The 23,015-nt window shown below is 72.4% G+C and carries 19 protein-coding genes; 14 read left to right on the top strand and 5 right to left on the bottom strand.

What is annotated here, in order from left to right:
• Positions 1-60 precede the first annotated feature (60 nt).
• Genes JMJ55_RS03015 through JMJ55_RS02995 form a run of 5 tightly spaced genes read left to right on the top strand, consistent with a single transcriptional unit; the run spans position 61 to position 6,818 of the window.
• Positions 61-879, top strand: coding sequence for a DUF58 domain-containing protein (locus JMJ55_RS03015; protein ID WP_328702562.1), 819 nt, complete (start codon positions 61-63; stop codon positions 877-879).
• Positions 880-930: 51 nt separating this feature from the next.
• Positions 931-3,642 (top strand): DUF4159 domain-containing protein, encoded by a 2,712-nt coding sequence (locus tag JMJ55_RS03010; RefSeq protein WP_202823993.1) that lies wholly within the window; start codon positions 931-933, stop codon positions 3,640-3,642.
• Positions 3,642-5,747 carry a hypothetical protein gene (locus tag JMJ55_RS03005; RefSeq protein WP_202823992.1) on the top strand — a complete coding sequence of 702 codons (2,106 nt, stop codon included), beginning with the start codon at positions 3,642-3,644 and terminating at the stop codon, positions 5,745-5,747. Before JMJ55_RS03010 ends, JMJ55_RS03005 begins: the two co-directional genes overlap by 1 nt.
• A complete protein-coding gene (locus JMJ55_RS03000) occupies positions 5,747-6,100 on the top strand; it encodes a hypothetical protein (RefSeq protein ID WP_202823991.1) in 354 nt (117 codons plus the stop codon). The genes JMJ55_RS03005 and JMJ55_RS03000 overlap by 1 nt, the downstream gene beginning before the upstream one ends.
• A gap of 31 nt (positions 6,101-6,131) precedes the next feature.
• Positions 6,132-6,818, top strand: coding sequence for a hypothetical protein (locus JMJ55_RS02995; RefSeq protein ID WP_202823990.1), 687 nt, complete (start codon positions 6,132-6,134; stop codon positions 6,816-6,818).
• A 4-nt stretch (positions 6,819-6,822) separates the two neighbouring features.
• Here the strand turns inward: JMJ55_RS02995 and JMJ55_RS02990 are convergent, their stop codons facing one another.
• Together JMJ55_RS02990 and JMJ55_RS02985 are read right to left on the bottom strand one after the other, a co-directional pair.
• Positions 6,823-8,118 carry an aspartate aminotransferase family protein gene (locus JMJ55_RS02990; protein ID WP_202823989.1) on the bottom strand — a complete coding sequence of 432 codons (1,296 nt, stop codon included), beginning with the start codon at positions 8,116-8,118 and terminating at the stop codon, positions 6,823-6,825.
• 27 nt (positions 8,119-8,145) lie between these two features.
• Positions 8,146-8,766, bottom strand: a complete 621-nt coding sequence (locus tag JMJ55_RS02985; RefSeq protein WP_202823988.1) for a pyridoxamine 5'-phosphate oxidase family protein — start codon at positions 8,764-8,766, stop codon at positions 8,146-8,148.
• Between the two features lie 74 nt (positions 8,767-8,840).
• Here JMJ55_RS02985 and JMJ55_RS02980 point away from each other — a divergent pair, with 74 nt between their 5' ends.
• The 9 genes from JMJ55_RS02980 to JMJ55_RS02940 are packed head-to-tail and all read left to right on the top strand — an operon-like array spanning position 8,841 to position 19,190.
• Entirely contained in the window at positions 8,841-10,094 is a 1,254-nt protein-coding gene (locus JMJ55_RS02980) for a sarcosine oxidase subunit beta family protein (protein ID WP_202823987.1), read from the top strand.
• Positions 10,095-10,097: 3 nt separating this feature from the next.
• Positions 10,098-10,343: a sarcosine oxidase subunit delta gene (locus tag JMJ55_RS02975; RefSeq protein ID WP_202823986.1), complete on the top strand. Its 246-nt coding sequence runs from the start codon at positions 10,098-10,100 to the stop codon at positions 10,341-10,343.
• The gene (locus tag JMJ55_RS02970; protein WP_202823985.1) at positions 10,340-13,282 is read left to right on the top strand and encodes a sarcosine oxidase subunit alpha family protein; all 2,943 of its coding nucleotides are present in this window, start codon (positions 10,340-10,342) and stop codon (positions 13,280-13,282) included. Before JMJ55_RS02975 ends, JMJ55_RS02970 begins: the two co-directional genes overlap by 4 nt.
• Positions 13,269-13,826: a sarcosine oxidase subunit gamma gene (locus JMJ55_RS30815; protein ID WP_202823984.1), complete on the top strand. Its 558-nt coding sequence runs from the start codon at positions 13,269-13,271 to the stop codon at positions 13,824-13,826. Before JMJ55_RS02970 ends, JMJ55_RS30815 begins: the two co-directional genes overlap by 14 nt.
• Complete coding sequence (locus tag JMJ55_RS02960; protein ID WP_202823983.1) at positions 13,813-14,796, top strand: ABC transporter ATP-binding protein; 984 nt, start codon at positions 13,813-13,815, stop codon at positions 14,794-14,796. The genes JMJ55_RS30815 and JMJ55_RS02960 overlap by 14 nt, the downstream gene beginning before the upstream one ends.
• Complete coding sequence (locus JMJ55_RS02955) at positions 14,789-15,733, top strand: ABC transporter ATP-binding protein (protein WP_202823982.1); 945 nt, start codon at positions 14,789-14,791, stop codon at positions 15,731-15,733. Before JMJ55_RS02960 ends, JMJ55_RS02955 begins: the two co-directional genes overlap by 8 nt.
• Positions 15,730-16,680: an ABC transporter permease gene (locus JMJ55_RS02950; RefSeq protein WP_202823981.1), complete on the top strand. Its 951-nt coding sequence runs from the start codon at positions 15,730-15,732 to the stop codon at positions 16,678-16,680. The genes JMJ55_RS02955 and JMJ55_RS02950 overlap by 4 nt, the downstream gene beginning before the upstream one ends.
• Entirely contained in the window at positions 16,680-17,525 is an 846-nt protein-coding gene (locus JMJ55_RS02945; protein WP_202823980.1) for an ABC transporter permease, read from the top strand. The genes JMJ55_RS02950 and JMJ55_RS02945 overlap by 1 nt, the downstream gene beginning before the upstream one ends.
• A gap of 45 nt (positions 17,526-17,570) precedes the next feature.
• Complete coding sequence (locus JMJ55_RS02940) at positions 17,571-19,190, top strand: peptide ABC transporter substrate-binding protein (protein WP_202823979.1); 1,620 nt, start codon at positions 17,571-17,573, stop codon at positions 19,188-19,190.
• A 6-nt stretch (positions 19,191-19,196) separates the two neighbouring features.
• Here the strand turns inward: JMJ55_RS02940 and JMJ55_RS02935 are convergent, their stop codons facing one another.
• From JMJ55_RS02935 to JMJ55_RS02925, 3 genes are read right to left on the bottom strand one after another with little or no spacing between them, the layout of a single operon-like run.
• A complete protein-coding gene (locus JMJ55_RS02935; RefSeq protein WP_202823978.1) occupies positions 19,197-20,324 on the bottom strand; it encodes an NAD(P)/FAD-dependent oxidoreductase in 1,128 nt (375 codons plus the stop codon).
• On the bottom strand, positions 20,321-21,652 hold the full coding sequence (locus JMJ55_RS02930; RefSeq protein WP_202823977.1) for an FAD-dependent oxidoreductase: 1,332 nt from the start codon (positions 21,650-21,652) through the stop codon (positions 20,321-20,323). Before JMJ55_RS02930 ends, JMJ55_RS02935 begins: the two co-directional genes overlap by 4 nt.
• 33 nt (positions 21,653-21,685) lie before the next feature.
• Positions 21,686-22,981: an amidase gene (locus tag JMJ55_RS02925; RefSeq protein WP_202823976.1), complete on the bottom strand. Its 1,296-nt coding sequence runs from the start codon at positions 22,979-22,981 to the stop codon at positions 21,686-21,688.
• Positions 22,982-23,015: the final 34 nt, after the last annotated feature.

Raw genomic sequence — 23,015 nt, 5'->3', positions numbered from 1 at the left:
TCCGGCAAGGTCCCCGGGACGCTCCGCGCCGAGGCACTCGGCGCGCATCTGCCGCCGCTGGTGGTGGCGGCCGACCGGGTGGCGGCGACGGTGCTGCAAGGCGTGCATGGCCGCCGCCGCTCCGGCCAGGGCGATGCCTTCTGGCAGTTCCGCCCCTTCCTGCCCGGCGACCCCGCCACCCGGATCGACTGGCGGCAGAGCGCCAAGTCGGACCGGCTTTTCATCCGTGAGACGGAGTGGGAGGCGGCGCAGACCGTCGCCCTCTGGAGCGATGCCTCCCGCTCCATGGAATGGCGCTCCGCCCCCGACCGGGTCTCGAAGCGGGAACGCGCCGACCTGCTGCTGGCGGCGCTCGCCGCCCTCGTGCTGCGAGGCGGGGAGAGGGTGCGGCTGATCGGAGGCAGTGGCCGCAGCCATGCCGGACGGGCCGGGCTGACCAGCCTGGTCGATACCGTCTCGGCCATCGGCAAGTCGCGTTCCCTGCCGCCCCATGATCCCGGCCTGCCGCGCCATGCCCGGGTGGTGCTGATCGGCGATTTCCTGGCCCCGCTCGAGGAGATCCATGCCGCCATCGCTGCGCTCGCCGCCCGGCCGGTGCGCGGCCACATCCTCCAGGTGCTCGACCCGGAGGAAGAAACTTTGGGCGAGGGCAACCGGGCCTATAGCGGGCGCGTGTTGTTCGAATGGCAGGGCGACGGGTCCGTGCTGGTGCCGCGGGTGGAGACGGTGCGCAGCCTCTATGCCGAGCGGCTGCGGCAGCACCGGGAGGGGCTGGCCGGGATCGCCGCCACGGCCGGCTGGGGCTTCCTTACCCACCGCACGGACCAGCCGCCGGCACGCGCCTTGCTGGCGCTCTGGCAGGCCCTCGCGCCGGGCTGAGGGCGCACCACATGGGTGGAGAGATGCCGTGCCACCTTTCCTAGGGCCCCGATGCTGAGTCTCGGCCCCCTCGCCTTCGCCGCGCCCTGGCTGCTGCTGGCCCTGCCGGCGCTGCCGGTTCTCTGGTGGTTGCTGCGGGTCACGCCGCCGGCGCCGCGGCGCATCGCCTTCCCGGCGCTCCGCCTGCTGCGTGACCTGCCACCCGCCGAGGAGACGCCGGCCCGCACCCCCTGGTGGCTGCTACTGCTGCGGCTTGTCGCGGCGGCGCTGGTCATCCTTGGCTTGGCCCAGCCGGTGCTGGGGCCGGGGGCCTCGGCCGGTGGCGACGGGCCGCTGCTGCTGGCGGTGGATGATGGCTGGGCCGCCGCCGCCGACTGGCCGGCGCGCATGGCCGCTGCCGCCGGGGCGCTGGACCGCGCCGGGCGCGAGGGCCGCCCTGCCGCCCTGCTCGCCACCGCGCCGTCCGAGACCGGTGAGCCGCCGCGGGTCATCGGCCCGATGCCGGCCTCGGATCTGCGCAGCCGGCTGGCGGCGCTCCGGCCGAAGCCCTGGGCGCCCGACCGCGCCGCTGCCCTGGCCGCCTTCCAGGCCTGGCGCACCGCCCGTCCCGGCCCGGTCGCCAGCCTCTTCCTCAGCGACGGCGTCGAGCATGGCGGGGATGCGGCCGGCCCCTTCCAGGCCGCACTCGCCGAGGCCGGGGCGCTCACCCTCGGCCAGGCCGAGGCGCAGCCGGTGCGGCTGCTGCCGCCGCCGGTCGCCGAGGCGGACCGGCTGCGCCTCAAGCTCCGCCAATTGCCGCTTTCGGTGGCGACCGAACCGGCGGTCCTGGCCCGCACCGGCGATGGGCGGACGCTGGCCCGCGCGGTGCTGCCCATGCCGGCCGGCGCGCGGGAGGCCGAGGCCTCGCTCGACCTGCCGATCGAGATCCGCAACCAGGTGGTGCGGCTGGAGCTGGAGGATGCGCCCGGCGCCGGTGGCGTCGTGCTGCTGGATGAGCGCTTCCGCCGCCGTCCGGTCGGGCTGCTGCCCGGCGCCGAGGAGAGCGCCGACGCGCCGCTAATCGGCGACCTCTTCTATCTCGACCGCGCCCTCGCCCCGACCGCCGAGTTGCGGCGCGGGCCGCTGGACCGGCTGCTGGCACGCCCCATTGCCGTGCTGGCGCTCGCCGACCGGCCGGTCGCCGAGGGGCCGGAGCGGGAGGCGCTGGCCCGCTGGGTCGAGGCGGGCGGCACGCTGATCCGCTTCGCCGGGCCGCGCCTCGCCGAGCATCCGGATGGGCTACTGCCGGTGGCGCTCCGGGCGGAGCGGCAGCTTGGCGGCTCGCTTTCCTGGGAACAGCCGCAGCATCTGGCACCCTTCCCCGAAACCTCGCCCTTCGCCGGCCTGCCCATCCCGGGCGAGGTGATGGTGGAGCGGCAGGTGCTGGCCGAGCCCTCGCCCCGCCTCTCGGGCCGCATCTGGGCGCGGCTGACCGATGGCACGCCGCTGGTCACCGCCGAATCCCGCGGCCAGGGGCGGATCGTGCTGTTCCATGTCACCGCCAATGCGGAGTGGTCGAACCTGCCGCTCTCCGGCCTTTTCGTGCAGATGCTGCGGCGGATCGTGGCGCTCTCGGCCGGCATCCAGGGCGCCGAGGGCGAGGCGCCGCTGGCGCCGGTCGAGACGCTGGACGGCTTCGGCCGCCTCGGCCCCGCGCCGCCCGCCGCTGCCGCCGTCCCGGCCGCGGAGATCGACGCCGCCACCCCCTCGCCGCGGCATCCGCCGGGCTGGTACGGCATGGCGGGCGGCGATCCCTCGGCCATCGCCTATCGCCGGGCGCTCAATCTCGGCGGTGCGGTCGCGGAGCTGCGGCCGGCACCGGCGCCACCGCCGGGGGCCGGGCTGCTCGGCATCGGTGGCGTCCCGGCCGAGCGCGATCTCGGCCCCTGGCTGCTGGCCATGGCGCTGCTGCTGCTGGCCGCCGACCTCCTGATCGGGCTGCGCCTGCGCGGGCTGCTGCGGCCGGTGCTGCCGCTGCTGGTGCTGCTGGCCCTCGCCGCGCCGGCACGGGCGGCGGATGATCCGGCGCCGGCCCTGGCGACCCGCCTCGCCTATGTCGCGACCGGCGATGCCGCCATCGACGACGTGCAGCGGATGGGGCTGGTCGGGCTGTCGGATTTCATCAACCGCCGCTCCGCCGCCGCTCTGGCCGATCCGGCGGCGGTCAATCCGGGCAGCGACGACCTCTCCTTCTTCCCGCTGCTCTACTGGGTCATCACCGCCGAGGCGCCGCAGCCGGACGCCCAGGCCGTCGCGGCGCTGAACGCCTTCATGCGCAACGGCGGCATCATCCTCTTCGACACCCGCGACGAGGGCTCGGGTGAGGGCTTCGCCCCCGGGGCGCGGGCGGCGCTGCGGCGGGTGACGCGCGACCTCGCCATCCCGCCCCTCGCCCCGGTTGGCGAGGACCATGTGCTCAAGCGTTCCTTCTACCTGCTGCCGGACCTGCCCGGCCGCTTCGCCGGCGGCCAGGTCTGGGTGGCGCGGGACCAGGACCGGGCGAATGACAGCGTCTCCCCGGTGATCATCGGCGGGCATGACTGGGCCAGCGCCTGGGCGATCGATGCGCGCGGGCAGAACCCCTTCGCCACCATTCCCGGCGGCACGCGGCAGCGCAGCCTGGCCTATCGCTTCGGGATGAACCTCGTGATGTACGCCCTGACCGGCAACTACAAAGGCGACCAAGTCCATGTGCCGGCCATCCTGGAAAGGCTCGGCAATTGATGCGCCAGGCGCTCTCGGGCCTCGACTTCGCGCCGGTTCTGCCGGTCTGGATCATCGCCGCGCTGGCGGTGCTGGCCGTGCTGGCGCTGGTGCCGGCCCTGCTGCGCCGGGCGCGCGGGGCCGCGCTGCGGGCCGGGACCTTCGCCCTGCTGCTGCTGGCGCTGGCCAATCCGCGGCTGGTCGAGGAAACCCGCGAAACCCGGCCCGATATCGCGCTGCTGGTGGTGGACCGCAGCGACAGCGCCCACGTCGGCACCCGGGCCGCGCAGATCGAGGCGGCGCGCACGGCCATCGAGGCCCGCGCCGCCCGCCTGCCCGATCTCGAGCTCCGCACGGTCGAGGTGCCGGAGGGCGGCAACCAGGGCACCCGGCTGTTCACCGCGACCGAGCAGGCGCTGGCCGATATTCCGCGCGCCCGCCTCGCCGGGGTCATCGCCCTCACCGACGGGCAGGTCCATGACACCCCCGCCACCGCCCCCATCGAGGCGCCCTTCCACGCCCTCCTGCCCGGCCGCCCCGGCGAGACCGACCGGCGGCTGCGCGTGGTGGAGGCGCCCGGCTTCGGCATCGTCGGGCGGCAGGTGGAGCTGCGGGTAGCGATCGAGGATCTCGGCGTGCCGAACGCCACCGGCGCCGCCCGGCTCTCGATCCGCCGCGACGGCGCCCCGGCGCGGATCGAAAGCGTCCCCGTGGGCCGCGAGCACCGCATCGCCATCCCGATCGAGCGCGGCGGCCCGACCGTGGTGGAACTCGCCGCCGAGGCACGGCCGGGCGAGGTCTCGGAGCTCAACAACCGGGCCGTGGTCAGCATCACCGGCGTGCGCGACCGGCTGCGCGTGCTGCTGGTGAGTGGCGAGCCGCATGCGGGGGAGCGCACCTGGCGCCGCCTGCTGAAGGCGGATCCGGGCGTCGACCTGGTACATTTCACCATCCTCCGCCCACCGGAGAAGGACGACCTGACGCCGCTGAACGAGCTGGCGCTGATCGCCTTCCCGGTGCGGGAGCTGTTCCAGGTGAAGCTGCGGGACTTCGACCTGATCGTCTTCGACCGCTTCGCCAATCGCGGCATCCTGCCGCCCGCCTATCTCCGCAACATCGCGGATTACGTTCGCGGCGGCGGGGCGCTGCTGATGTCGGTCGGGCCGGAATTCGCCGGCCCCTCCAGCCTCGCCGCGACGCCGCTCGGCGCCGTGCTGCCGGCGCGGCCAGCCGCGGGCGCCGGGCAATCCGCCGCGGCCGAGGGCGCCTTCCGCCCGCGCGTCACCACTCTCGGGGCCCGGCATCCGGTGACCGAGGGGCTGACCGGGGCCAATCCGGATGAGCAGCACGAGGCGAGCTGGGGCCGCTGGTATCGCAGCATGCGGGCCGATCAGCGCGGCGGCGCGACCGTGATGGAGGCCGCCGGCGGCGCGCCGCTGCTGGTGCTCGACCGGGTTGGCGAGGGGCGCGTCGCGCTGCTGCTCTCGGACCATATCTGGCTCTGGTCCCGCGGCCATGACGGCGGCGGGCCGCAGGCCGAGCTGCTGCGCCGCGCCGCCCACTGGCTGATGCGCGAGCCGGAGCTGGAGGAGGAGGAGCTGACCGCCCGCATCGAGGGCGGCCAGTTGCAGATCGAGCGGCGCAGCCTGGAGGCCGGGCCGCCGCCCGAGGTCACCGTCACCGCACCCGACGGCACCAGCCAGCGCCTGCCGCTGCAAGCCGGTGCCGGCGGCCATGCCGCGGCCCGCCTGCCGGCCGAGCAGCCCGGTGTCTGGCAGGTGAATGACGGCCGCCGGTCCGCCTTCGCCGCCGCGGCCGCGGCCAATCCGCTTGAGGTCGCCGATCTGCGCGCCGATCCGGCCCGGCTGGCGCCGCTTCTCGCCGGGACCGGCGGCGCGGCGCGCTGGCTCGGCACCGGGCCCGAACCTGTTCTGCCGGAGCTGCGCCGGGTCGGGCCTGGCCGTGATGCGCATGGCGGCGATGCCCAGACCGGCTGGATCGGCCTGCGCCGCAATGGCGACCACACCGTGACCGGCATTGCCGCCCTGCCGCTGCTGCCGCCCTGGCTGGCCCTGCCGCTGGTCCTCGGTCTCGCGGTGCTAGGCTGGCGGCGGGAGGGACGCTGATGTCCAGACGCCTATCATGGCTGCTGCCCCTGCTGTTGCTCGCCGCCTGCGCCATCGGGCCGGGGATCGAGGAACGGATGGCGGCCCAGATCGGCCGGAGCGAAGTGCAACTCGTCGAGGCGCTCGGCGTGCCGACCCGGACACATGAGGCGGATGGGCTGCGCTTCCTGCAATATGAGCAGCGGCGCCAGGTGCTGCACCAGCTCGACCCCTATTGGGGCCGGCCCTATGGCCGCTTCGCTCCGCTCTCCCCGGCCGCGCCCATCCTGCTGACCCGGTCCTGCGACGTGACCTTCACCATCCGCAGTGACCGGGTGCAGTCCTTCACCCTGCGCGGCGATGACTGCCGCTGACACGGGCCATCCGCCGGGCTAATCAAGGGGAATGCGCCACCTTGCCCTGCTCCCCCCGCTTGCCCTCCTGGCCACCCTCGCCCTTCCGGTGCCGGAGGCGGTGGCGCAATTCGGCCGCAACGGCCGCGCCGGCGGCATGAGCGACCCGGCGCAGGAGGCATCCCGCCCGCCACCGGCCGCCCTGCCCGGGCTGCAATACCGCCGTGCCCCGGAGCCGATCCCGGCCGACCCGAACCAGAATCTCTCGCCCAATGCGGCACTGTTCGACGCCATCAACCGCGGCGACATCGCCTCGGCGCGGGAGGCGGTGGGGCGCGGCGCCGATACCGAGTCGCGCAACGTGCTTGGCCTGACGCCGATCGATGCCGCGGTCGATCAGGGCCGCAACGACATCCTGTTCTTCCTGCTCTCGGTCCGCGCCGGCAGCCGGGGCGGGCCACCGGCCGCGGGCGAGACCCAGGCCGCCGCGCCGCCCGCACGCCCAGCCCCGCGCCGCGCCGACGCGACCCCGCCGCCGGCGGCGCCGGTGGAGCGCGCCGCCGCCGCGACGCCGGTGGCTCCGCCGCGTCAGGCGCCCAATCCACGGCTCTGGGCCGGGGATGGTGGCGCCGCCAATCCGGGGATCGGCTTCCTCGGCTTCGATGCCGGGCGGCCGGCCGATGCCATGCCGCCGGCCGTCGAGCACAGCGCCCCGCCGCGCCGCGCCGGGCGCGGCTGAGCGATCAGCCGCGCGAGGCGGGCAGGCTGCGCAGCCCCGCCTCGAAGGCTTCCAGCGTCCGCGCCTCGTCGCGCCGCTCATGCGCGGTCGAGAGGTAGTATTTGCTCTCGCCCTTCAGGATCCCGCCGGCCCGCAGCGTGGCATTCACATGCCGCTGCACCGCCGCATCGCCGCGCTGCATGCTGCGATAATCGCGCGGCGCCTCGGCGGTGAAGACGAGGTCGAAGAGCGGCGGCTCGCCGAGGGCGAGGCCGGGCACGCCATGCCGGCGCAGCATCCCCTCCATTTCGTCCATCATCCGCCGGCCCATGGCGAAGACGCCGTCATAGGCGCCGGGCCGGCGCAGCACCTCGAGCGTGGCGAGGCCCGCGACGGCGGCGATCGGGTTGCCGGAAAGCGTGCCGACCTGCATGAGGAAGCCGTCATCGCCGACCAAGCCGCGGTCGAAATGCGCCATGATATCGGCCCGGCCAGCGATGGCGGCCAGGGCGAAGCCGCCGCCGACGATTTTTCCGAGGGTGCAGAGATCGGGGGTCACGCCGTAGTAATTCTGTGCCCCGCCGTAGCAGAAGCGGAATCCGGTCACGACCTCGTCGAAGATCAGCGGGATGCCGTACTCGGTCGCCAGATCCCGCATGCCCTGGAGGAAGCCCGGTGCCGGCGGGATGAGCCGCTGGAAGGGCTCCAGGATGATGGCGCCGAGCTCGTCATGATGCTCGGCGATCAGGCTCCGCGCCGTCTCCAGGTCGTTGAAGGGTGCGACCAGGACCTCGTCCCGCACACTCTTCGGAATGCCGGCGGAATCCGGCACGGCGACGGGGAAATTGGCCAGCTGCCTCGGCGCGAGGCTCATCAGCCCCCAGTCCGACATACCGTGGTAGCCGCCCTCGAATTTCAGGATGCGGTCGCGCTTGCGGAAGGCGCGGGCCACCCGCAGCGCATACATATCGGCCTCCGAGCCGGAGGAGACGAAACGTACCTGCTCGGCGCAGGGCAGCGCCTCGACCAGCGCCTCGGCCAGGCGGATGCCATGCTCGTTGGTGGCGAAGAAGGTGGTGCCGCGCGGCAGCTGGTCCTGCACCGCCGCCAGCACCTCCGGATGCCCATGGCCGAGGAACATCGGGCCTGAGCCGAGCAGGTAGTCGACATATTCCCGCCCGGCCACGTCCCAGACCCGGCCGCCATGCCCCTCACGCAGGATGACCTCGGGGGCGAAATTGCCGAAGCCGCCGGCCGGCATCACGCGCCGTGCCGATTGCGCCAGCGCCGCTTCGGAATCGCTCGGGGGCAGGATGTCCATCGCCATCACTCCTTCGGCAGGGAGAGGTCAGCCTAGGTGCTCCGCGATCCCGGGGCCAGACCGGTGCGGGTCGTCGGCGGGGAGGATCGGGCGGATATAGTCGCGCGACTTCCATTCGGGCGGCACCTGGCTGCCATCCGGCCGCGGCAGATAGGCGGAGGGTTCGCCGGCAGCGAGGTCGGGGATGTAGCGCGGGCAATTGGGGAAGATATCGGTCACCGCCACCCGCACCAGCCGCCGCGCGCCGGGAATGGCAGCGAGGCGGTCGGGGTCCTCGACCAGCACCGCCTGCCCGCGCAGGCGGAGCCGCAGCGAGCGCCCGTCGAAGGCCATGAAGAGCAGCCCGACCGCCGGGGCGAGGGCGATGTTGCCGAGGCTGAGATACATGGAATTCCCATCATAGTCGGGGAATTCCAGCTCGGCCGGGCCGGTGACGCGGACGAAGCCGGGCGGCCCGCCCTTGAAGCTGCAATCGGCGATGCCCTCGGCGGCGGTGGCGAGGAAGAAGAAAGGCGCTGCCTCGATCATCGCCACATGCTCGGGCAGGAAGGTGTCCCGGCGGCGGCGGGCCTCCAGCGCATCGGCCACGCGGCGGCCGTCGAAGCGGTCTTGCAGGGCGCGGTTGCCCGTATGGAACAGGCGCGACATGGGCGTCTCCACATTCTTTCCGAGGGAGCCTAGCGCCCCTTGCCACCCGGCGCAGCCCGACCCTACCATTGCGGATGCTGCGCTACTCTGCCTTCCGGATCGCTGCCGAGGGACTCCGCGGCAATCGGGGCTGGACACCCACCTGGCGGAAGGCCAAGCCGAAGCCGCGCTACGATGTCATCGTCATCGGCGGCGGCGGGCATGGGCTGGCCACCGCCTTCTACCTCGCGGAGGTGCATGGCATCCGCAATGTCGCGGTGCTGGAGCGCGGGCTGATCGGCCAGGGCAACACCGGCCGCAACACCACCATCGTCCGCTCCAACTACCTGCTGCCCGAGAACAACCGCTTCTACGAGCATTCGCTGAAGCTCTGGGAAGGGCTGGAACAGTCGCTCGGCTACAATGTGATGATGAGCCAGCGCGGCGTGGTGAACCTGTTCCACAACGACGCGCAGCGCAATGCCGCCATCCGGCGCGGCAATTCCATGCGCCTGTCCGGCATCGATGCCGAGCTGGTGGACCGCGAGGGCGTGCGGGCGCTCTGCCCCCTCGTCGATCTCGACAACAGCCGCTATCCGGTGATGGGCGGGCTGCTGCAGCGGCGTGGCGGCACGGCGCGGCACGATGCGGTCGCCTGGGGCTTCGCCCATGCAGCCGATGCCCGCGGCGTCGATATCATCGAGCATTGCGAAGTCACCGGCCTGCTCATCGAGGGCGGCGCCATCGGGGGCGTGCAGACCACGCGGGGCGAGATCCGGGCGCCGAAGGTCGGGCTGGCCGTCGCGGGGCATACGACCACCCTCACCGACATGGCCGGCTTCCCGCTGCCGATCGAGACGCATCTGCTGCAGGCCTTCGTCAGCGAGGGGCTGAAGCCGCTGATCGACTGCGTCGTCACCTTCGGCGCCGGGCATTTCTATATCAGCCAGTCGGACAAGGGCGGCCTGGTCTTCGGCGGCGGGCTGGATGGCTATAACAGCTATGGCCAGCGCGGCACCCTGCGGGAGGCGGAGCATGTCTTCGCCGCCGGGCTCAGCATGATCCCGGCGCTGGGACGGCTGCGGGCGCTGCGGTCCTGGGCGGGGGTGATGGACATGACGCCGGACGGCTCGCCCTTCATCTGCAAGACGCCGGTGCATGGCTTGTACATGACGGCGGGCTGGTGCTATGGCGGCTTCAAGGCGACGCCGGGCAGCGGCTGGTGCCATGCCTGGACCATCGCCAAGGACGAGCCGCATCCGCTGAATGCCGCCTTCACGCTAGAGCGTTTCCGCGAAGGCCGCGCTCTCGATGAACGGGGCAATGGCCCCTATCCCTGGGCCCAATAGCGCATGCGCATCCCCTGCCCCCATTGCGGCCCGCGCGACGAAGCCGAATTCGCCTATCGCGGCGATGCCACGAAGCAGCGCCCGGCGCCCGATGCGGGGATCGAGGCCTTCCACGACTATGTCTATCTCCGCGCCAATCCCAGGGGCTGGCACGAGGAATGGTGGCAGCATGCCGCCGGCTGCCGCGCCTGGCTGCGTGTCCGCCGCCATACGGTGACGCATGAGATCGCGGCGGTGACCCCGGCATGAGCCAGACCCATCGCCTGCCGGCCGGCGGCCATGTCGAGCGCGGCGCCACCCTGACCTTCCGCTTCGACGGGCGCAGCTATCAGGGGCATCCGGGCGATACGCTGGCCGCGGCGCTGCTGGCCAATGGCGTGCGGCTGGTCGGGCGCAGCTTCAAGTATCACCGGCCGCGAGGGATCTTCTCGGCCGGCGTCGAGGAGCCGAATGCGCTGGTCGAGCTCCGCAGCGGGGCACGGCGGGAGCCGGATACGCGGGCGACGATCGCCGAGCTGTTCGACGGCCTGGTGGCCGAAAGCCAGACGCGGCAGGGGTCCTTGGCCTTCGACCGGATGGCGGTGAGCGGGCTCGCCGCGCCCTGGCTCGGCGCCGGCTTCTACTACAAGACCTTCATGTGGCCGCCCCGCTTCTGGGAACGGGTCTATGAGCCGCTGATCCGCCGCGCCGCCGGGCTCGGCCGGGCAAGCGGCCTGCCCGACCCGGACCACTACGAGAGCGCGCATGCCCATTGCGACGTGCTGGTGGTGGGCAGCGGCGCCGCCGGCCTCGCTGCGGCGCGGGCGGCCGGCGCCACCGGCGCGCGGGTGATCCTCGCCGAGCAGGATTTCCTCCTTGGCGGCGGGTTGCTGGCGGAGCCGGCGCAGGAGGGCTGGCGGCGGACCGCGCTCGATGCCCTGGCGGCGATGCCGGAGGTGACGGTGATGCCCCGCACCACCATCTTCGGCTTCTACGACCATGGCGTGCTGGGCGCGGTGGAGCGCGTGGCGGACCACCTGCCGGAGCCGCCGCCCCATACTCCGCGCCAGCGCTTCTGGACCATCCGCGCGGCGGAGGTGGTGCTGGCGACGGGTGCGCATGAGCGGCTGATCGCCTTCCCCGGCAATGACCGGCCGGGCGTCATGCTGGCTGGCAGCGCCGCCGCCTATGCCCGGCGCTGGGCGGTGCGGCCGGGCGGGACAGCGGTCCTCTTCGCCACCCATGACGCGGCCTATGACAGCGCCCTTGCGCTCGCCGAGGCTGGCACCCGCATCGCCGCCATCCTCGACCCGCGCGAGGACAGCCCGGCCATGCAGCACGCCCGCGAGGCAGGCTTCACGGTGCGCGCCGGCAGCGAGATCTGCGACACCATCGGTGGGCTGGCCCTGCGCGGCGTGCGCTTCCGCAACCACGGCGGCGCGGGGCAGGAGGCGGCGTTGCCGGCCGATCTGCTGCTGGTCTCGGGCGGCTGGAATCCGGCGGTGCATCTGGCCAGCCAGTCCGGCGCGCCTCTGGTCTTCGACGAGGCGTTGCAGGCCTTCCTCCCCGGCCCGCCGGTGCAGCGGGAGCGCAGCGCCGGCGCCTGCCGCGGCATCCATGGCATCGCCGCCGCCGCGGCGGATGGCGCCGAGGCCGGCCGCGCCGCCGCCGAGGGCGCCGGCTTCCCCTCCGGCCCCGCCGCGCCGCTGCCCGAGGCGGCGGATGCCAGCCACGCCCCCTTCCCGCTCTATGAAGTTCGCGCCCGCGGCAAGGCCTTCGTCGATCTCCAGGACGACGTGACGGCCGAGGATATGCGCCTCGCCCATCGGGAAGGCTTCACCCATATCGAGCATGCCAAGCGCTACACCACCCATGCCATGGGCACCGACCAGGGCAAGAGCGGCGGCATCGTCGGCGCCGCGGTCCTGGCCGAGGCGCGAGGCGAGCCGCTGGGTGTGGTCGGGCTGCCGCGCTTCCGTCCCTACACCACCCCAGTCGCCTGGGGCGCCATGGCCGGCGAGGCAGTGGGCCAGCATTTCCAGCCCACCCGCCGCACCCCCCTGCATCGCTGGCACGAGGAAGCCGGCGCCGTCTGGATGGATGCCGGGATCTGGAAGCGCCCGGCCTATTACCCGCGACCAGCCGATGCCGATGCCTGGGCCAGCGTCATGCGCGAGGCGCGGGCGGTGCGGGAACGGGCCGGCATCTGCGATGTCTCGACCCTCGGCAAGATCGACATCCAGGGGCGGGACGCGGCCGCCTTCCTCGACCTCGTCTATGCCAATACCTTCTCCACCCTGGCCGTAGGCCGCGCCCGCTACGGGCTGATGCTGCGGGAGGACGGGATCGTCTTCGACGACGGCACCACCAGCCGCATTGGCCCCCAGCATTTCTACATGACCACCACCACCGCCCAGGCCGGGCCGGTGATGCAGCACCTCGAATTCCACCTGGCGAGTTGCTGGCCCGACCTCGATGTCAGCCTCGCCAGCGTCACCGATCAATGGGCAACCATGTCCATCGCCGGCCCGCGGGCGCGGGAGGCGATCGCGCCGGTGATCGGCGGGCTCGACCTCTCGGATGCCGCTTTCCCCTTCATGGCGGTCGGCGACTGCACCGCGGCCGGCGTTCCGGCACGGCTCTTCCGCCTCAGCTTCTCCGGCGAGATGGCCTATGAGATCGCGGTGCCGGCCGGCTATGCCGACCGTGTCTGGCGCGCGGTGATGGCGGCCGGCGCGGCCTATGGAATCGAGCCCTATGGCGTCGAGGCGCTCGGCCTGCTGCGGATCGAGAAGGGCCATGTCGCGGGGCCGGAGCTGAACGGCCAGACCACCGCCGCGGATTGCGGCCTCGGGCGGATGCTCAAGAAGCGCGGCGACTTCATCGGCCGCGCCCTGGCCGGGCGGCCTGGCTTGCAGGACCCGTCGCGCCCCCGGCTCGTCGGCATCCGCAGCGTCAGGCCCGAACAGCAGATCCGCGCCGGCAGCCATCTGCTGGAGGCCGGCTCCAGCGAGAGCCTCGGCTGGGTCACCAGCGTGACGCGGGGCGTGGCACGGCCCGGCTGGCTCGGCCTCGCCATGCTGCGGGATGGGGAGGCGCGGATCGGCACCACCCTCACCGCCGCCAACCCGCTCTTCGATGAGGCGGCGCCGGTCGAGATCGTCAGCCCGCACCATTACGACCCGGAGAATGCCCGTGTCCGCGGTTGAGCCCCTGCATCCGCTGGCGGGGCTGATGCCGGCGCCCCTGCCCGGCCCCGATCCACTGCGCCTTGGTCTGCCGCGGCGGGAACTGGTGCAGGTGACGGCGCGGCACGGCGCCGATCCCACCGGCCTCGGCTTCGCCCTGCCGGGGCCGGGCGAAAGCGCCGAGACAGCGGGCATCACCGCGCTCTGGATGCAACCGCGCGGCTGGCTGCTCTCCGCCCCCTGGGATGGCGAGGGCGCGCTGCTGACCCGCGCCGCGCCTCTCGCCCCCGCCGCGGCGCTGGTCGATCAGAGCCATGGCCGCTGCACCATCCGCCTCGCGGGTGCCAAGTCGCGCGCGGTACTGGCCAAGCTCTGCCGCATCGACCTGCATCCGCGCATCTTCGGCCCGGGCCGCGTTGCCGCCACCCAGGTCGCGCATCTCGCCTGCCTGCTGCACCAGGCCGAGCCGGAGGCTTTCGAGCTGATCGTCTTCTCGACGCTGGCGGCGAATCTGCTGGACGCGCTGGCCTCCGCTGCGGCCGAATACGGTTATGCCCCCGGCTGAAGCCGCGCCGCTGCTCGCCGTGCGCGAGCTGGCGGTCCATATCCCCGACCCGCCGCATCTGCTGCGCGCGGTGGACGGCATTTCCTTCGACCTCGATCGCGGCGAGACGCTCGGCCTGGTCGGCGAGAGCGGCAGCGGCAAGACCATGACGGCGATGGCGCTGATGCGCCTGCTGGAGCCGCCCCTCTCCCGCCTGCCCACCGGCGAGGTGCTGCTGGACGGCGAGGATCTGATGCGCCTGCCGGAAGGCGCCATGGCGGCGCTGCGCGGCCATCGCCTCTCGATGGTCTTCCAGGAGCCGATGACCTCGCTCAACCCGGTGATGCGCATCGGCGCGCAGATCGCCGAGCCGCTGCGGCGCCATCTCGGCCTCTTCCGCGCCGAGGCGGCAGCGCGGGCGGAGGAAATGCTGCGCCTGGTCGGCCTGCCCGACCCCGCACGCCAGGCCCGCGCCTGGCCGCATGAGCTGAGCGGCGGCATGCGGCAGCGGGCGATGATCGCCATCGCGCTGGCCTGCCGCCCTGCCCTGCTGATCGCCGATGAGCCGACCACCGCCCTCGACGTCACGGTGCAGGCGCAGATCCTCGAATTGCTCCGCGAGTTGCAGCGGGATATGGGGACGGCGGTGCTGCTCATCACCCATGACCTGGCGGTGGTGGAAGAGAATGCCCATCGCGTCGCGGTCATGTATGCCGGCCGCATCGTCGAGACCGGGCCGGTCGAGGCGATCTTCACCGCGCCGCGCCATCCCTATACCGCCGGCTTGCTCGCCAGCCTGCCGCGCATCCGGGAGGAGCCGGAGCCATGGCTGCCGGAGATTCCCGGGATGGTGCCCGGCGCTGGCGACCGTCCGCGCGGCTGCGCCTTCGCCCCGCGCTGCACCCGCGTCATCTCCGGCTGCGTGGCGGAGGCACCGCCCCTGCTCGGTGAGCCCCATGCGGCGGCCTGCTGGAACCCGCTGCATGACTGAGCCGCCGCTGCTCGAGGTCGCTGGCCTCCGGGTGCATTTCCGCGGCCGCGGCGGCGGGATGGTGCGGGCGGTGGATGGCGTGGATCTGAGCCTCGCCCGTGGCGAAACCCTGGCCATCGTCGGCGAGAGCGGCTGCGGTAAGACCACCACCGGCAAGGCGATCCTGAAGCTGCTGGAGCCGACCGAGGGCAGCATCCGCTTCGACGGGGTGGAGATCGCGCGCCATTCGCAGCGGGCCATGGCGCCCTTCCGCCGACGCATGCAGATCATCTTCCAAGACCCCTATGCCAGCCTCAACCCGCGCATGACGGTGGCCGGCATCCTGGAGGCCCCCTTCGCCATCCATGGCATCGGCACGCGGGAGGACCGGCCGGACCGCATCGCCCGGCTGCTGCGCCTGGTCGGCCTGCCGGAAGCGGCGGCGCGGCGCTACCCGCATGAGTTCAGCGGCGGCCAGCGCCAGCGCATCGGCATCGCCCGCGCCCTGGCCCTCGACCCGGAACTCATCATCGGCGACGAGCCGGTGAGCGCCCTCGACGTCTCCATCCAGGCGCAGATCGTCAACCTGCTGCGGCGGCTGCAGCAGGAGATGGGCCTCTCCTACATCCTGATCTCGCACAACCTGGCGGTGGTCAGCCATGTCGCGGACCGGGTGGCGGTGATGTATCTCGGCCGGGTGGTGGAGACGGCGCCGCGGGCCGCGCTGTTCTTCCAGCCCCGGCATCCCTATACGCGCGCCCTGCTCTCGGCCGTGCCGGGCCAGGGCGTGCAGCGGCAGGTGCTGGCCGGCGACGTGCCGGACCCGGCGCACCCGCCGCGCGGCTGCGCCTTCCACCCGCGCTGCCCGATCGCCATCCCGCTCTGTGCCGAGGCGGCGCCGGAACGCCGCGATCTCGGCGGCGGCCACAGCGTTGCCTGCCACAAGGTGGACGCATGATCCGCTTCATCCTGCGCCGCCTCGCCCAGGCCGTGCCGCTGCTGGTCGGCGTCTCGCTCATCGGCTTCGGGCTGATGCATCTGGCGCCGGGCGGGCCACTTGCGATCTACACGCTGAACCCCTCGATCCAGGTGCAGGATATCGAGCGCATCAAGGCGGTCTTCGGCCTCGACCAGCCGGTGCCGGTGCAATACCTGAAATGGGCGACGGGTCTCGCCACCGGCGATTGGGGCACGACCTTCTTCGGCGGCAGGCCGGTGCTGGCGACGATCCTGGAACGCCTCCCGGCGACGCTGCTGCTGATGGGCAGCGCGTTGGCCATCGCCATCCTGCTCGGCCTCGGCATCGGGCTGCTCGGCGCTGTGAGGCGCTACAGCGTCTTCGACGCGCTGGCGACCAGCGGGGCGCTCTTCGCCCTCTCCTTTCCGACCTTCTGGTTCGGGCTGATGGCGATCTGGATCTTCGCCATCGAGCTGCGCTGGCTGCCCTCGGGCGGCATGTATGAACTGGGCGAGGAGGGCGATCCGCTTTCCCTCCTGCGGCATCTGGTGCTGCCGGTGATGGTGCTGGCCCTCGTCATCACCGCGACCTGGAGCCGCTATGCTCGCAGCGCCTTCCTCGAAGTGCTGGGCCAGGACTTCATGCGGACGGCGCGGGCCAAGGGCATGCCGCTGCGGGCCCGGCTGCTGCGCCACGCCCTGCCCAATGCGGCGAAGCCGCTGATCGCGCTGCTCGGCGTCGAGCTGCCTTTCCTGTTCTCCGGTGCGCTGGTGACGGAGACGATCTTCGGCTGGCCGGGGATGGGACGGCTTTTCGTCGATGCGCTGGGGATGAAGGAATACCCGGTGCTGATGGGGCTGATGATGTTCACCGCCCTCTTCGTCATCGCCGGCAACCTGATTGCCGATATCGCCATCGCGGCGGTCGACCCAAGGGTCAGGCTGTGATGCGGGGGGGCGCTTGGCGGCGCTTCCGACGGCATCGGTTGGCCCTGGCCGGGGGCTTGGTCGTAGCGCTGCTGCTGGCCGCCGCGCTCTTCGCCCCCTGGGTCGCGCCGCAGGACCCGACGCTGCTCGATACCAGTGCCCGCTTCCTGGCGCCCTTCGCCCGCCCCGCCTTCCCGCTCGGCACCGATGAGCTGGGGCGGGACACGCTCTCACGCCTGCTTTATGGGGGCCGCGTCTCGCTGACGGTCGGCATCGTCGCCATGGTGACGACGGTGCTGACCGGCGCCCTGATCGGCATCCTGGCCGGCTATCTCGGTGGCTTCATCGACACGCTGCTGATGCGTTTCGTCGATACCATGCTCTGCTTCCCGCAGGTCTTCCTGCTGCTGGTGGTCGCCGCCTTTGTCCCGCCGACGCTGCTCTCGATCTCGCTGGTCATCGGCCTCACCTCCTGGATGGAGGTCAGCCGCATCGTCCGCGCCGAGATCCTGCAGTTGAAGGAGCAGGATTTCATCGCCGCCGCCCGGGCGCTCGGCGCCTCCCCGGCGCGGATCATGCTGCGGGAGCTGCTGCCGAATGCCGCCGCGCCCATCCTCGTCGCCGCGACGCTGAAGGTGGCCAGCGCGGTGCTGATGGAGAGCTATATCAGCTATCTCGGCTATGGCGTGCAGCCGCCGCTGGCGAGCTGGGGCAATATGCTGACCAATGCACAGGGCTATCTCGATACCGTTCCCTGGCTGGCGATCCTGCCGGGCGCGGCCATTACGCTCACGGTGATGGGGTTCAACTTCCTCGGCGACGGGCTGCGCGACGCGCTCGACCCGCGCCTGCGCATGGACCGTTAGACCGCTGTTTTGTCGCGTGAGTCACGCTTTAACGGGAGACAGGGCATGACAGGGTTCATTCTGCCGCGCCGCGGCCTGTTGGTGACAGGTGCCGGCCTGCTCGCCGCGCCGGCGATCCAGGCGCAGTCCCTGAACCGGGACCGCGTCATCCTGGCGATGACGCAGGAGCCGGTGCAGTTCAACCCGCTGCTCTACGTCAATGCCGGCACGGAGAACGTGCCGGAGGCCTGCCTCTTCGATGCGCTGTGGGACGTGAACGAGCGGGGCGAGTTCATCCCGAACCTCGCCGTGCAGGTGCCGAGCCGCGCCAATGGCGGCATCTCGCCCGATGGCCTGACCTGGACGGTCAACCTGAAGCGGGACGTGAAGTGGAGCGACGGGGCGCCCTTCACCGCGAAGGATGTCGAGTTCACCTACCAGACCATCATGAACCCGGCCGTCGCGGTGCGGTCGCGCTCCGGCTTCGACCTCATCAAGGCTTTCCGGGTCAGGGACGACTTCACCATCGAGATGGAGCTGTCGAAGCCCTTCGTGCCCTTCCTCTGGGCCTGGCAGAACATGCATATCGTGCCGATGCACATCCTGTCGAAGGAGGTCTCGGTACAGACGGCGGCCTTCAACGGCAACCCGGTCGGCACCGGGCCCTACCTGCTGCGCAGCCGCACCGCCGGCAGCCACATGGTCTATGAGCGCAACCCGAACTACCATCGCGGTGCCCCGCGGATCCGGCAGTTCATCCATAAATTCGTGCCCGACCAGCAGGTGGCCTATGGCCAGGCGCGCACCGGCGAGGTGGACCACTTCGCCCTCTCCGGCGTGCCGAATGATCGCTGGCCGGAGGCGCGCGCCCTGCCGGACCGCGACTTCTTCAGCTTCCCGACGCCGAACGTGCAATTCGTCTACTATAATTGCGGCAAGCCGCAATTCAGCGACCCGAGGGTACGCAAGGCGCTGACCATGGCGCTGGAGATGCAGAAGTCGATCGACGACATCTATTTCGGCACCTGGCCGCGCAGCCTGTCCTACCTGCAGCCAACCCACTGGGCCTACAACACCGAGCTGAAGGACTACACGGCCGACCCCGCCGGCGCCGAGCGGCTGCTGGACGAGGCCGGCTGGCGCCGCGGGCCGGATGGCATCCGCCAGAAGGATGGCGTGGCGCTGAAATTCACCATGTCCACCACCGCCGGCAACATCGCCCGGCAGGGCTGCCAGGCGCTGTTCCAGCAGAATTGGAAGCGCATCGGCGTGGAGATGGAGATCCGCAACATGCCGGCCTCGGTCGTCTGGGGCGAATACACCACGCAGAGCCGGTTCGACACGCTCTTCGTCGCCTGGGACCCGACGGTCGGGCTCGACCCGGACTACACCGCCCGCACCCATTCGCGGATGATCCCGGCCAAGCACAGGCAGGGCAGCAATTACGTCCAGTACGAGAACCCGGAGGTGGACCGCCTGCTCGAACTCGGCGTCACCCAGACCGAGCAGGCCGACCGTGTCGCCACCTATCGGCAGATCCAGGCCATCCTGCATGAGGAAGTGCCCTTCGCGGCGCAGGGCGGCTCCGTGCAGGGGCACCTCAAGCGGAAGCAGCTCCAGGGGCCGGTGGCGAACCAGTATGTGACGGATATCACCTGGAACGTGCAGAGCTGGAGCTGGGCATAGCCCTGGCTATAGCGGCAGGGCCTCCCAGCCCTGCCGGGCGCGCCAGTCGAGCGGCAGGTTGCCGAAGCGGGCGGCCTTCAGCTGCGACAGGTCGGCGAAGTCGCATGCGCCCTGCGCGACCAGCTGGGCGATGGCGCGCCCTGAAGCAGGCGAGAGGCCGAAGCCGACCGAGGACATGGTCGCCACCACGACATTGTCCGGGTCGGTCAGCCGGTCGAGGATAGGCCGCCCGTCCGGCGTGTTCTCGATGATGCCGCCCCAGCTACGGATCACCCGTGCATGGGCGGCGCCGGGGAACATCTCGGCCAGGCGACGGGCGAGGCTGGCAACGACCGGCGTGTTCACCGCGCGCGGCGTCGCATCGCCATCGAGGTCGAGCCATTCATGCGGCCCCCCGCCATAGGCGAGGTTGCCGCGCAGCGTCTGCCGGCCATAGAGCCCGTTGCCGTCGATCCCGCCATGCGCCAGCAGCGGCAGGGGCTCCGTCACCATGATCTCGGCTCGGGCCGGTGCGACCGGGATGCGATGGCCGAAGCGTTCTGCAAGCTGCGCCGTATGTGGCCCGGCGGCCAGCACCACCGCATCGCAGCCGATCTCGCCGGCGCTGGTTTCGACCGCGACGGCACGGCCGCCCGCCAGCCGCAGGCCGGTGACGGTGGTGTGTTGCAGGATGCGCCCGCCCTGCCGCTCCACCGCCCAGGCATAGGCCTGGGAGGTGCGCTGCGGATTGGCGTGGCCGCCATAGCGCCAGAAGATGCCGCCGATCGCCGCCGGGCCGACCCAGGGGCAGAGCTCCCGCAGTTGCGCCCGGTCCAGCGCCTCCGCCGCGAAGCCCTGGTCGGTGGCGAGGCGGGTGCTTTTCCAGAGGCGGTCGAGCTGTCCCTCATCCAGCGCCACCTTGATGCGGAAGGGCCGCCATTCGGTCGGGTGGCCCAGCATCTCGTCCATCATCGGCCAGAGGCGCTGCTCCTCGCGGAAGAGCGGGCTGTAGGGATGGGTGCAGCCGCCGCCATTCCGGCCGCTCGCCTCCCAGCCGAGGATGCCCTTCTCCACCACCGTCACCGGATGGCCCTGGCGCGAGAGCCAGAAGGCGGTGGAGAGGCCGGTGACGCCGCCGCCGACAATGACGATCATTTCCCGGCATCCTCGGCCGTCAGCCGGCCGCCGATGAATTCCGGATGCTCCGGCACCGGCTCCCAATGCGGCAGCCATTGCGCGGCGATGCCGAACCAGCCGGTCCAATTGGCCCGCAGCGCCGGGTCTTCCTCCAGCGCCGCCAGGACCGAGAGCGGCAGCGGCCGCAGCGGTGCGCGGTGGCTGGCATGCGGCGCCACCCGCTCCGCCGAGACCAGCGCATGCACTGCATCGCGGCAGCGCCGCCCCTGACAGGCGCCCATGCCGGCGCGGGTCAGCCGCTTCACCTGGTCCTGGTTCAGCGGCCCGAGCGCGGCCAGCCCCGCCTCCGGCCCCTCAGCGCCCAGATAGCGTGGCGGGCGGAGCGCGCGGAGGTCGCCGGCCAGCACCTCCTCGCAGGCGCAGACAACCGCGTGCGGCTCGGCCAAAGCGGCCGCCATCCAGCCGGCGCGCGCCATGGGCGCCGTGCCGGCGGCATCGCCCACCACCTGCACGCCCGGCATCGCCTCCGGCACGAAGCCGCCGCGCGCCGGGTCCCAGCGGATCGGGCAGCCGAGCAGGTCGGGCAGTTCGAGATTGGGGACCGTATCGATGGCCATCACCACCGTGTCGCAGGCCGCCTGGCGCCAGGCGCCGCCCTCCTGCCAGGCGATGCCCTCCACCTCCACCGCGCCCTCGATGCGGAGCGGCGCAGCCGCGCAGATCTCCGCCGCGATCCCGATCCCGGCGGCACGGGCGGCGGCCGCCACGCCGGCGGCCAGCACGCCGCCACCCAGCACCGCGATCCGCTGCCCGGCGAAGGCGCCATAGAGCCGCAGCGCCGCGTCGAAGCCGCGCGCGCCCATCACCCCAGGCAGGGTCCAGCCCGGCAGCGGCACCACCACGTCGCGCGCGCCGGTGGCCACAACGATCCTCTCGAAGCCGACCAGCCAGGCGCTGCGCCTATCGGCCAGCCCCAGCATCGGCCCGGCCAGCGCCCGGCTCGATGCGCTGCGGAGGAAGCCGCCCCAGGCGGAGGTGCCGAGCGCCACCTCCACCCCCGCCGACATTGCCGCCTCCAGCCCCGGCCGAGCGGCGACGATCCGCTCCTCCATCCGCGCCTGGTTCTGCACGGCGGCATCCAGCCGGCCGCCGAAGAGCCAGGGGATGTCCATGCCCATCAGCCCCGGATCGAGCGGATGCTCATCCACCAGCAGCACCGATTGCCCCGCCTCGGCCGCGGCCAGGGCGGCGGTGATGCCGGCCTCCCCGGCGCCGACCACCACGGTGGCGAAGCGCCCCCGCAGCGGGAATTCCTTGCCGGCGAGGGAGGTCGGATCGCTGCTCATGCCGGCATGCTGCGCCACCTGCGACCGTTGCGGCTAGAGGTCCAGTTCATTGCCGAGATCGGAGAGCAGGAAACCGGCCAGCCGCGCATCCGCCCCCGGCGCGCCGGTCAGCAGCGCCCCGACCGGCAGCGCACCATCCATCCCGGCCCGCAGCGTGGCGATCGGCCCGCCGAGCGCGGTGAGCGGGATGACGAAGGAGGGATCGCCCGTCGTCTCCGGCCCCGGCGCCACATCCGGTGCGGCCGGCAACAGCAGCAGGTCCTCCGCCCCGAAGGAGGACCAGAAAGCGCGGCGGAATTCGGCCAGCCGCCGAAGACCAGCGAGGTAGTCCGCTTCGGCGATCGCCAGCCCCGCCTCGATATCCGCACCGATCCGTTCGGAGACAAGATCCCGCGGTGCCCGGGCATGAGTGCGGCCAAGCTCCGCCACCATCACCCCGCGATGCACCACCAGCACATCCTCGAGGCGCACCGGCGAAGTCGCCTCCCGCACCGGCAGCCCCGCCGCGCCGAACCGCGCCGCCAGCGCCGCCACCGCCGATGCGGTCCCCGGCTGCGCCTTGGCCGTGATCATCGGGTCATTGAGCAACACGATCCGCGGCCGCACCGGCGCCGGCGCCCGCAGCCCGAGATGATCCGCCGCATAACCCGCGGCGCAGAGCACCGCATCGCGCGCGGTGCCGCCGAAGGTCCCGACCGTGTCGAAGGAGGGTGCGAGCGGCAGCACCCCCGTCCCGCCGATGGCCAGGGTCGAGGGCTTGAAGGCCCCGACGCCGGTATAAGCCGCAGGCCGGTTCACGCTGCCCGCCGTCTGGGTGCCGAGCGCGAGCGGCACCGTCCCCGCCGCCACCGCCGCCCCCGAGCCGGCGGAGGAACCGCCCGCCGTCCGCGTCAGGTCCCAGGGATTCCGCGTCGGCGGCAGGCTGTTGAAATAGGCATATTCCGTGGTGTGCAGCTTGCCGAGCACCACCGCCCCCGCCGCCCGCAGATGCGCGACGACCGTCGCATCCGCGGTCGCCGGCGGCAGCTCGGCCCGGCTCGGGCTATTGGCTCGGGTTGGCAGGCCGGTGACATCGATGACGTCCTTCACTCCGACCGGGATGCCATGCAGCGGGCCGCGCACCTGCCCTGACCGCCGCTCGGCATCCAGGGCGCGGGCGGCGGCGAGCGCCTCCTCCGCCAGCACATGCACCCAGGCCCGGACCTGGCCATCCACCGCGGCGATGCGGGCGAGGCAGCGCTCGACCAGCGCCTCGGAGGTCAGGCTGCCGGCCTCCATGGCGGCGGCGAGGTCGCGGATGCGACCAGGGTCCTGGATCAAGGCGGTCATGCGGCCCTCCTGCCCGGCATGTGGCTCGCCATCA

It is taken from the genome of Belnapia mucosa (assembly GCF_016775475.1).
Taxonomy (GTDB): Bacteria; Pseudomonadota; Alphaproteobacteria; order Acetobacterales; family Acetobacteraceae; genus Belnapia; species Belnapia mucosa.
This window is presented reverse-complemented; position numbering and strand designations above follow the sequence as displayed.

Excerpts from the sequence above, each read along its gene's own strand:
- JMJ55_RS03000 (WP_202823991.1), top strand. The coding sequence starts at position 5,747 with ATGTCCAGACGCCTATCATGGCTGCTGCCCCTGCTGTTGCTCGCCGCC.
- JMJ55_RS03010 (WP_202823993.1), top strand. The coding sequence starts at position 931 with ATGCTGAGTCTCGGCCCCCTCGCCTTCGCCGCGCCCTGGCTGCTGCTG.
- JMJ55_RS02945 (WP_202823980.1), top strand. The coding sequence starts at position 16,680 with ATGCGGGGGGGCGCTTGGCGGCGCTTCCGACGGCATCGGTTGGCCCTG.
- JMJ55_RS02950 (WP_202823981.1), top strand. The coding sequence starts at position 15,730 with ATGATCCGCTTCATCCTGCGCCGCCTCGCCCAGGCCGTGCCGCTGCTG.
- JMJ55_RS02990 (WP_202823989.1), bottom strand. The coding sequence starts at position 8,118 with ATGGACATCCTGCCCCCGAGCGATTCCGAAGCGGCGCTGGCGCAATCG.
- JMJ55_RS02975 (WP_202823986.1), top strand. The coding sequence starts at position 10,098 with ATGCGCATCCCCTGCCCCCATTGCGGCCCGCGCGACGAAGCCGAATTC.
- JMJ55_RS02930 (WP_202823977.1), bottom strand. The coding sequence starts at position 21,652 with ATGAGCAGCGATCCGACCTCCCTCGCCGGCAAGGAATTCCCGCTGCGG.
- JMJ55_RS02985 (WP_202823988.1), bottom strand. The coding sequence starts at position 8,766 with ATGTCGCGCCTGTTCCATACGGGCAACCGCGCCCTGCAAGACCGCTTC.
- JMJ55_RS02960 (WP_202823983.1), top strand. The coding sequence starts at position 13,813 with ATGCCCCCGGCTGAAGCCGCGCCGCTGCTCGCCGTGCGCGAGCTGGCG.
- JMJ55_RS02995 (WP_202823990.1), top strand. The coding sequence starts at position 6,132 with ATGCGCCACCTTGCCCTGCTCCCCCCGCTTGCCCTCCTGGCCACCCTC.
- JMJ55_RS02980 (WP_202823987.1), top strand. The coding sequence starts at position 8,841 with ATGCTGCGCTACTCTGCCTTCCGGATCGCTGCCGAGGGACTCCGCGGC.
- JMJ55_RS03005 (WP_202823992.1), top strand. The coding sequence starts at position 3,642 with ATGCGCCAGGCGCTCTCGGGCCTCGACTTCGCGCCGGTTCTGCCGGTC.
- JMJ55_RS02955 (WP_202823982.1), top strand. The coding sequence starts at position 14,789 with ATGACTGAGCCGCCGCTGCTCGAGGTCGCTGGCCTCCGGGTGCATTTC.
- JMJ55_RS02970 (WP_202823985.1), top strand. The coding sequence starts at position 10,340 with ATGAGCCAGACCCATCGCCTGCCGGCCGGCGGCCATGTCGAGCGCGGC.
- JMJ55_RS02925 (WP_202823976.1), bottom strand. The coding sequence starts at position 22,981 with ATGACCGCCTTGATCCAGGACCCTGGTCGCATCCGCGACCTCGCCGCC.
- JMJ55_RS02935 (WP_202823978.1), bottom strand. The coding sequence starts at position 20,324 with ATGATCGTCATTGTCGGCGGCGGCGTCACCGGCCTCTCCACCGCCTTC.
- JMJ55_RS02940 (WP_202823979.1), top strand. The coding sequence starts at position 17,571 with ATGACAGGGTTCATTCTGCCGCGCCGCGGCCTGTTGGTGACAGGTGCC.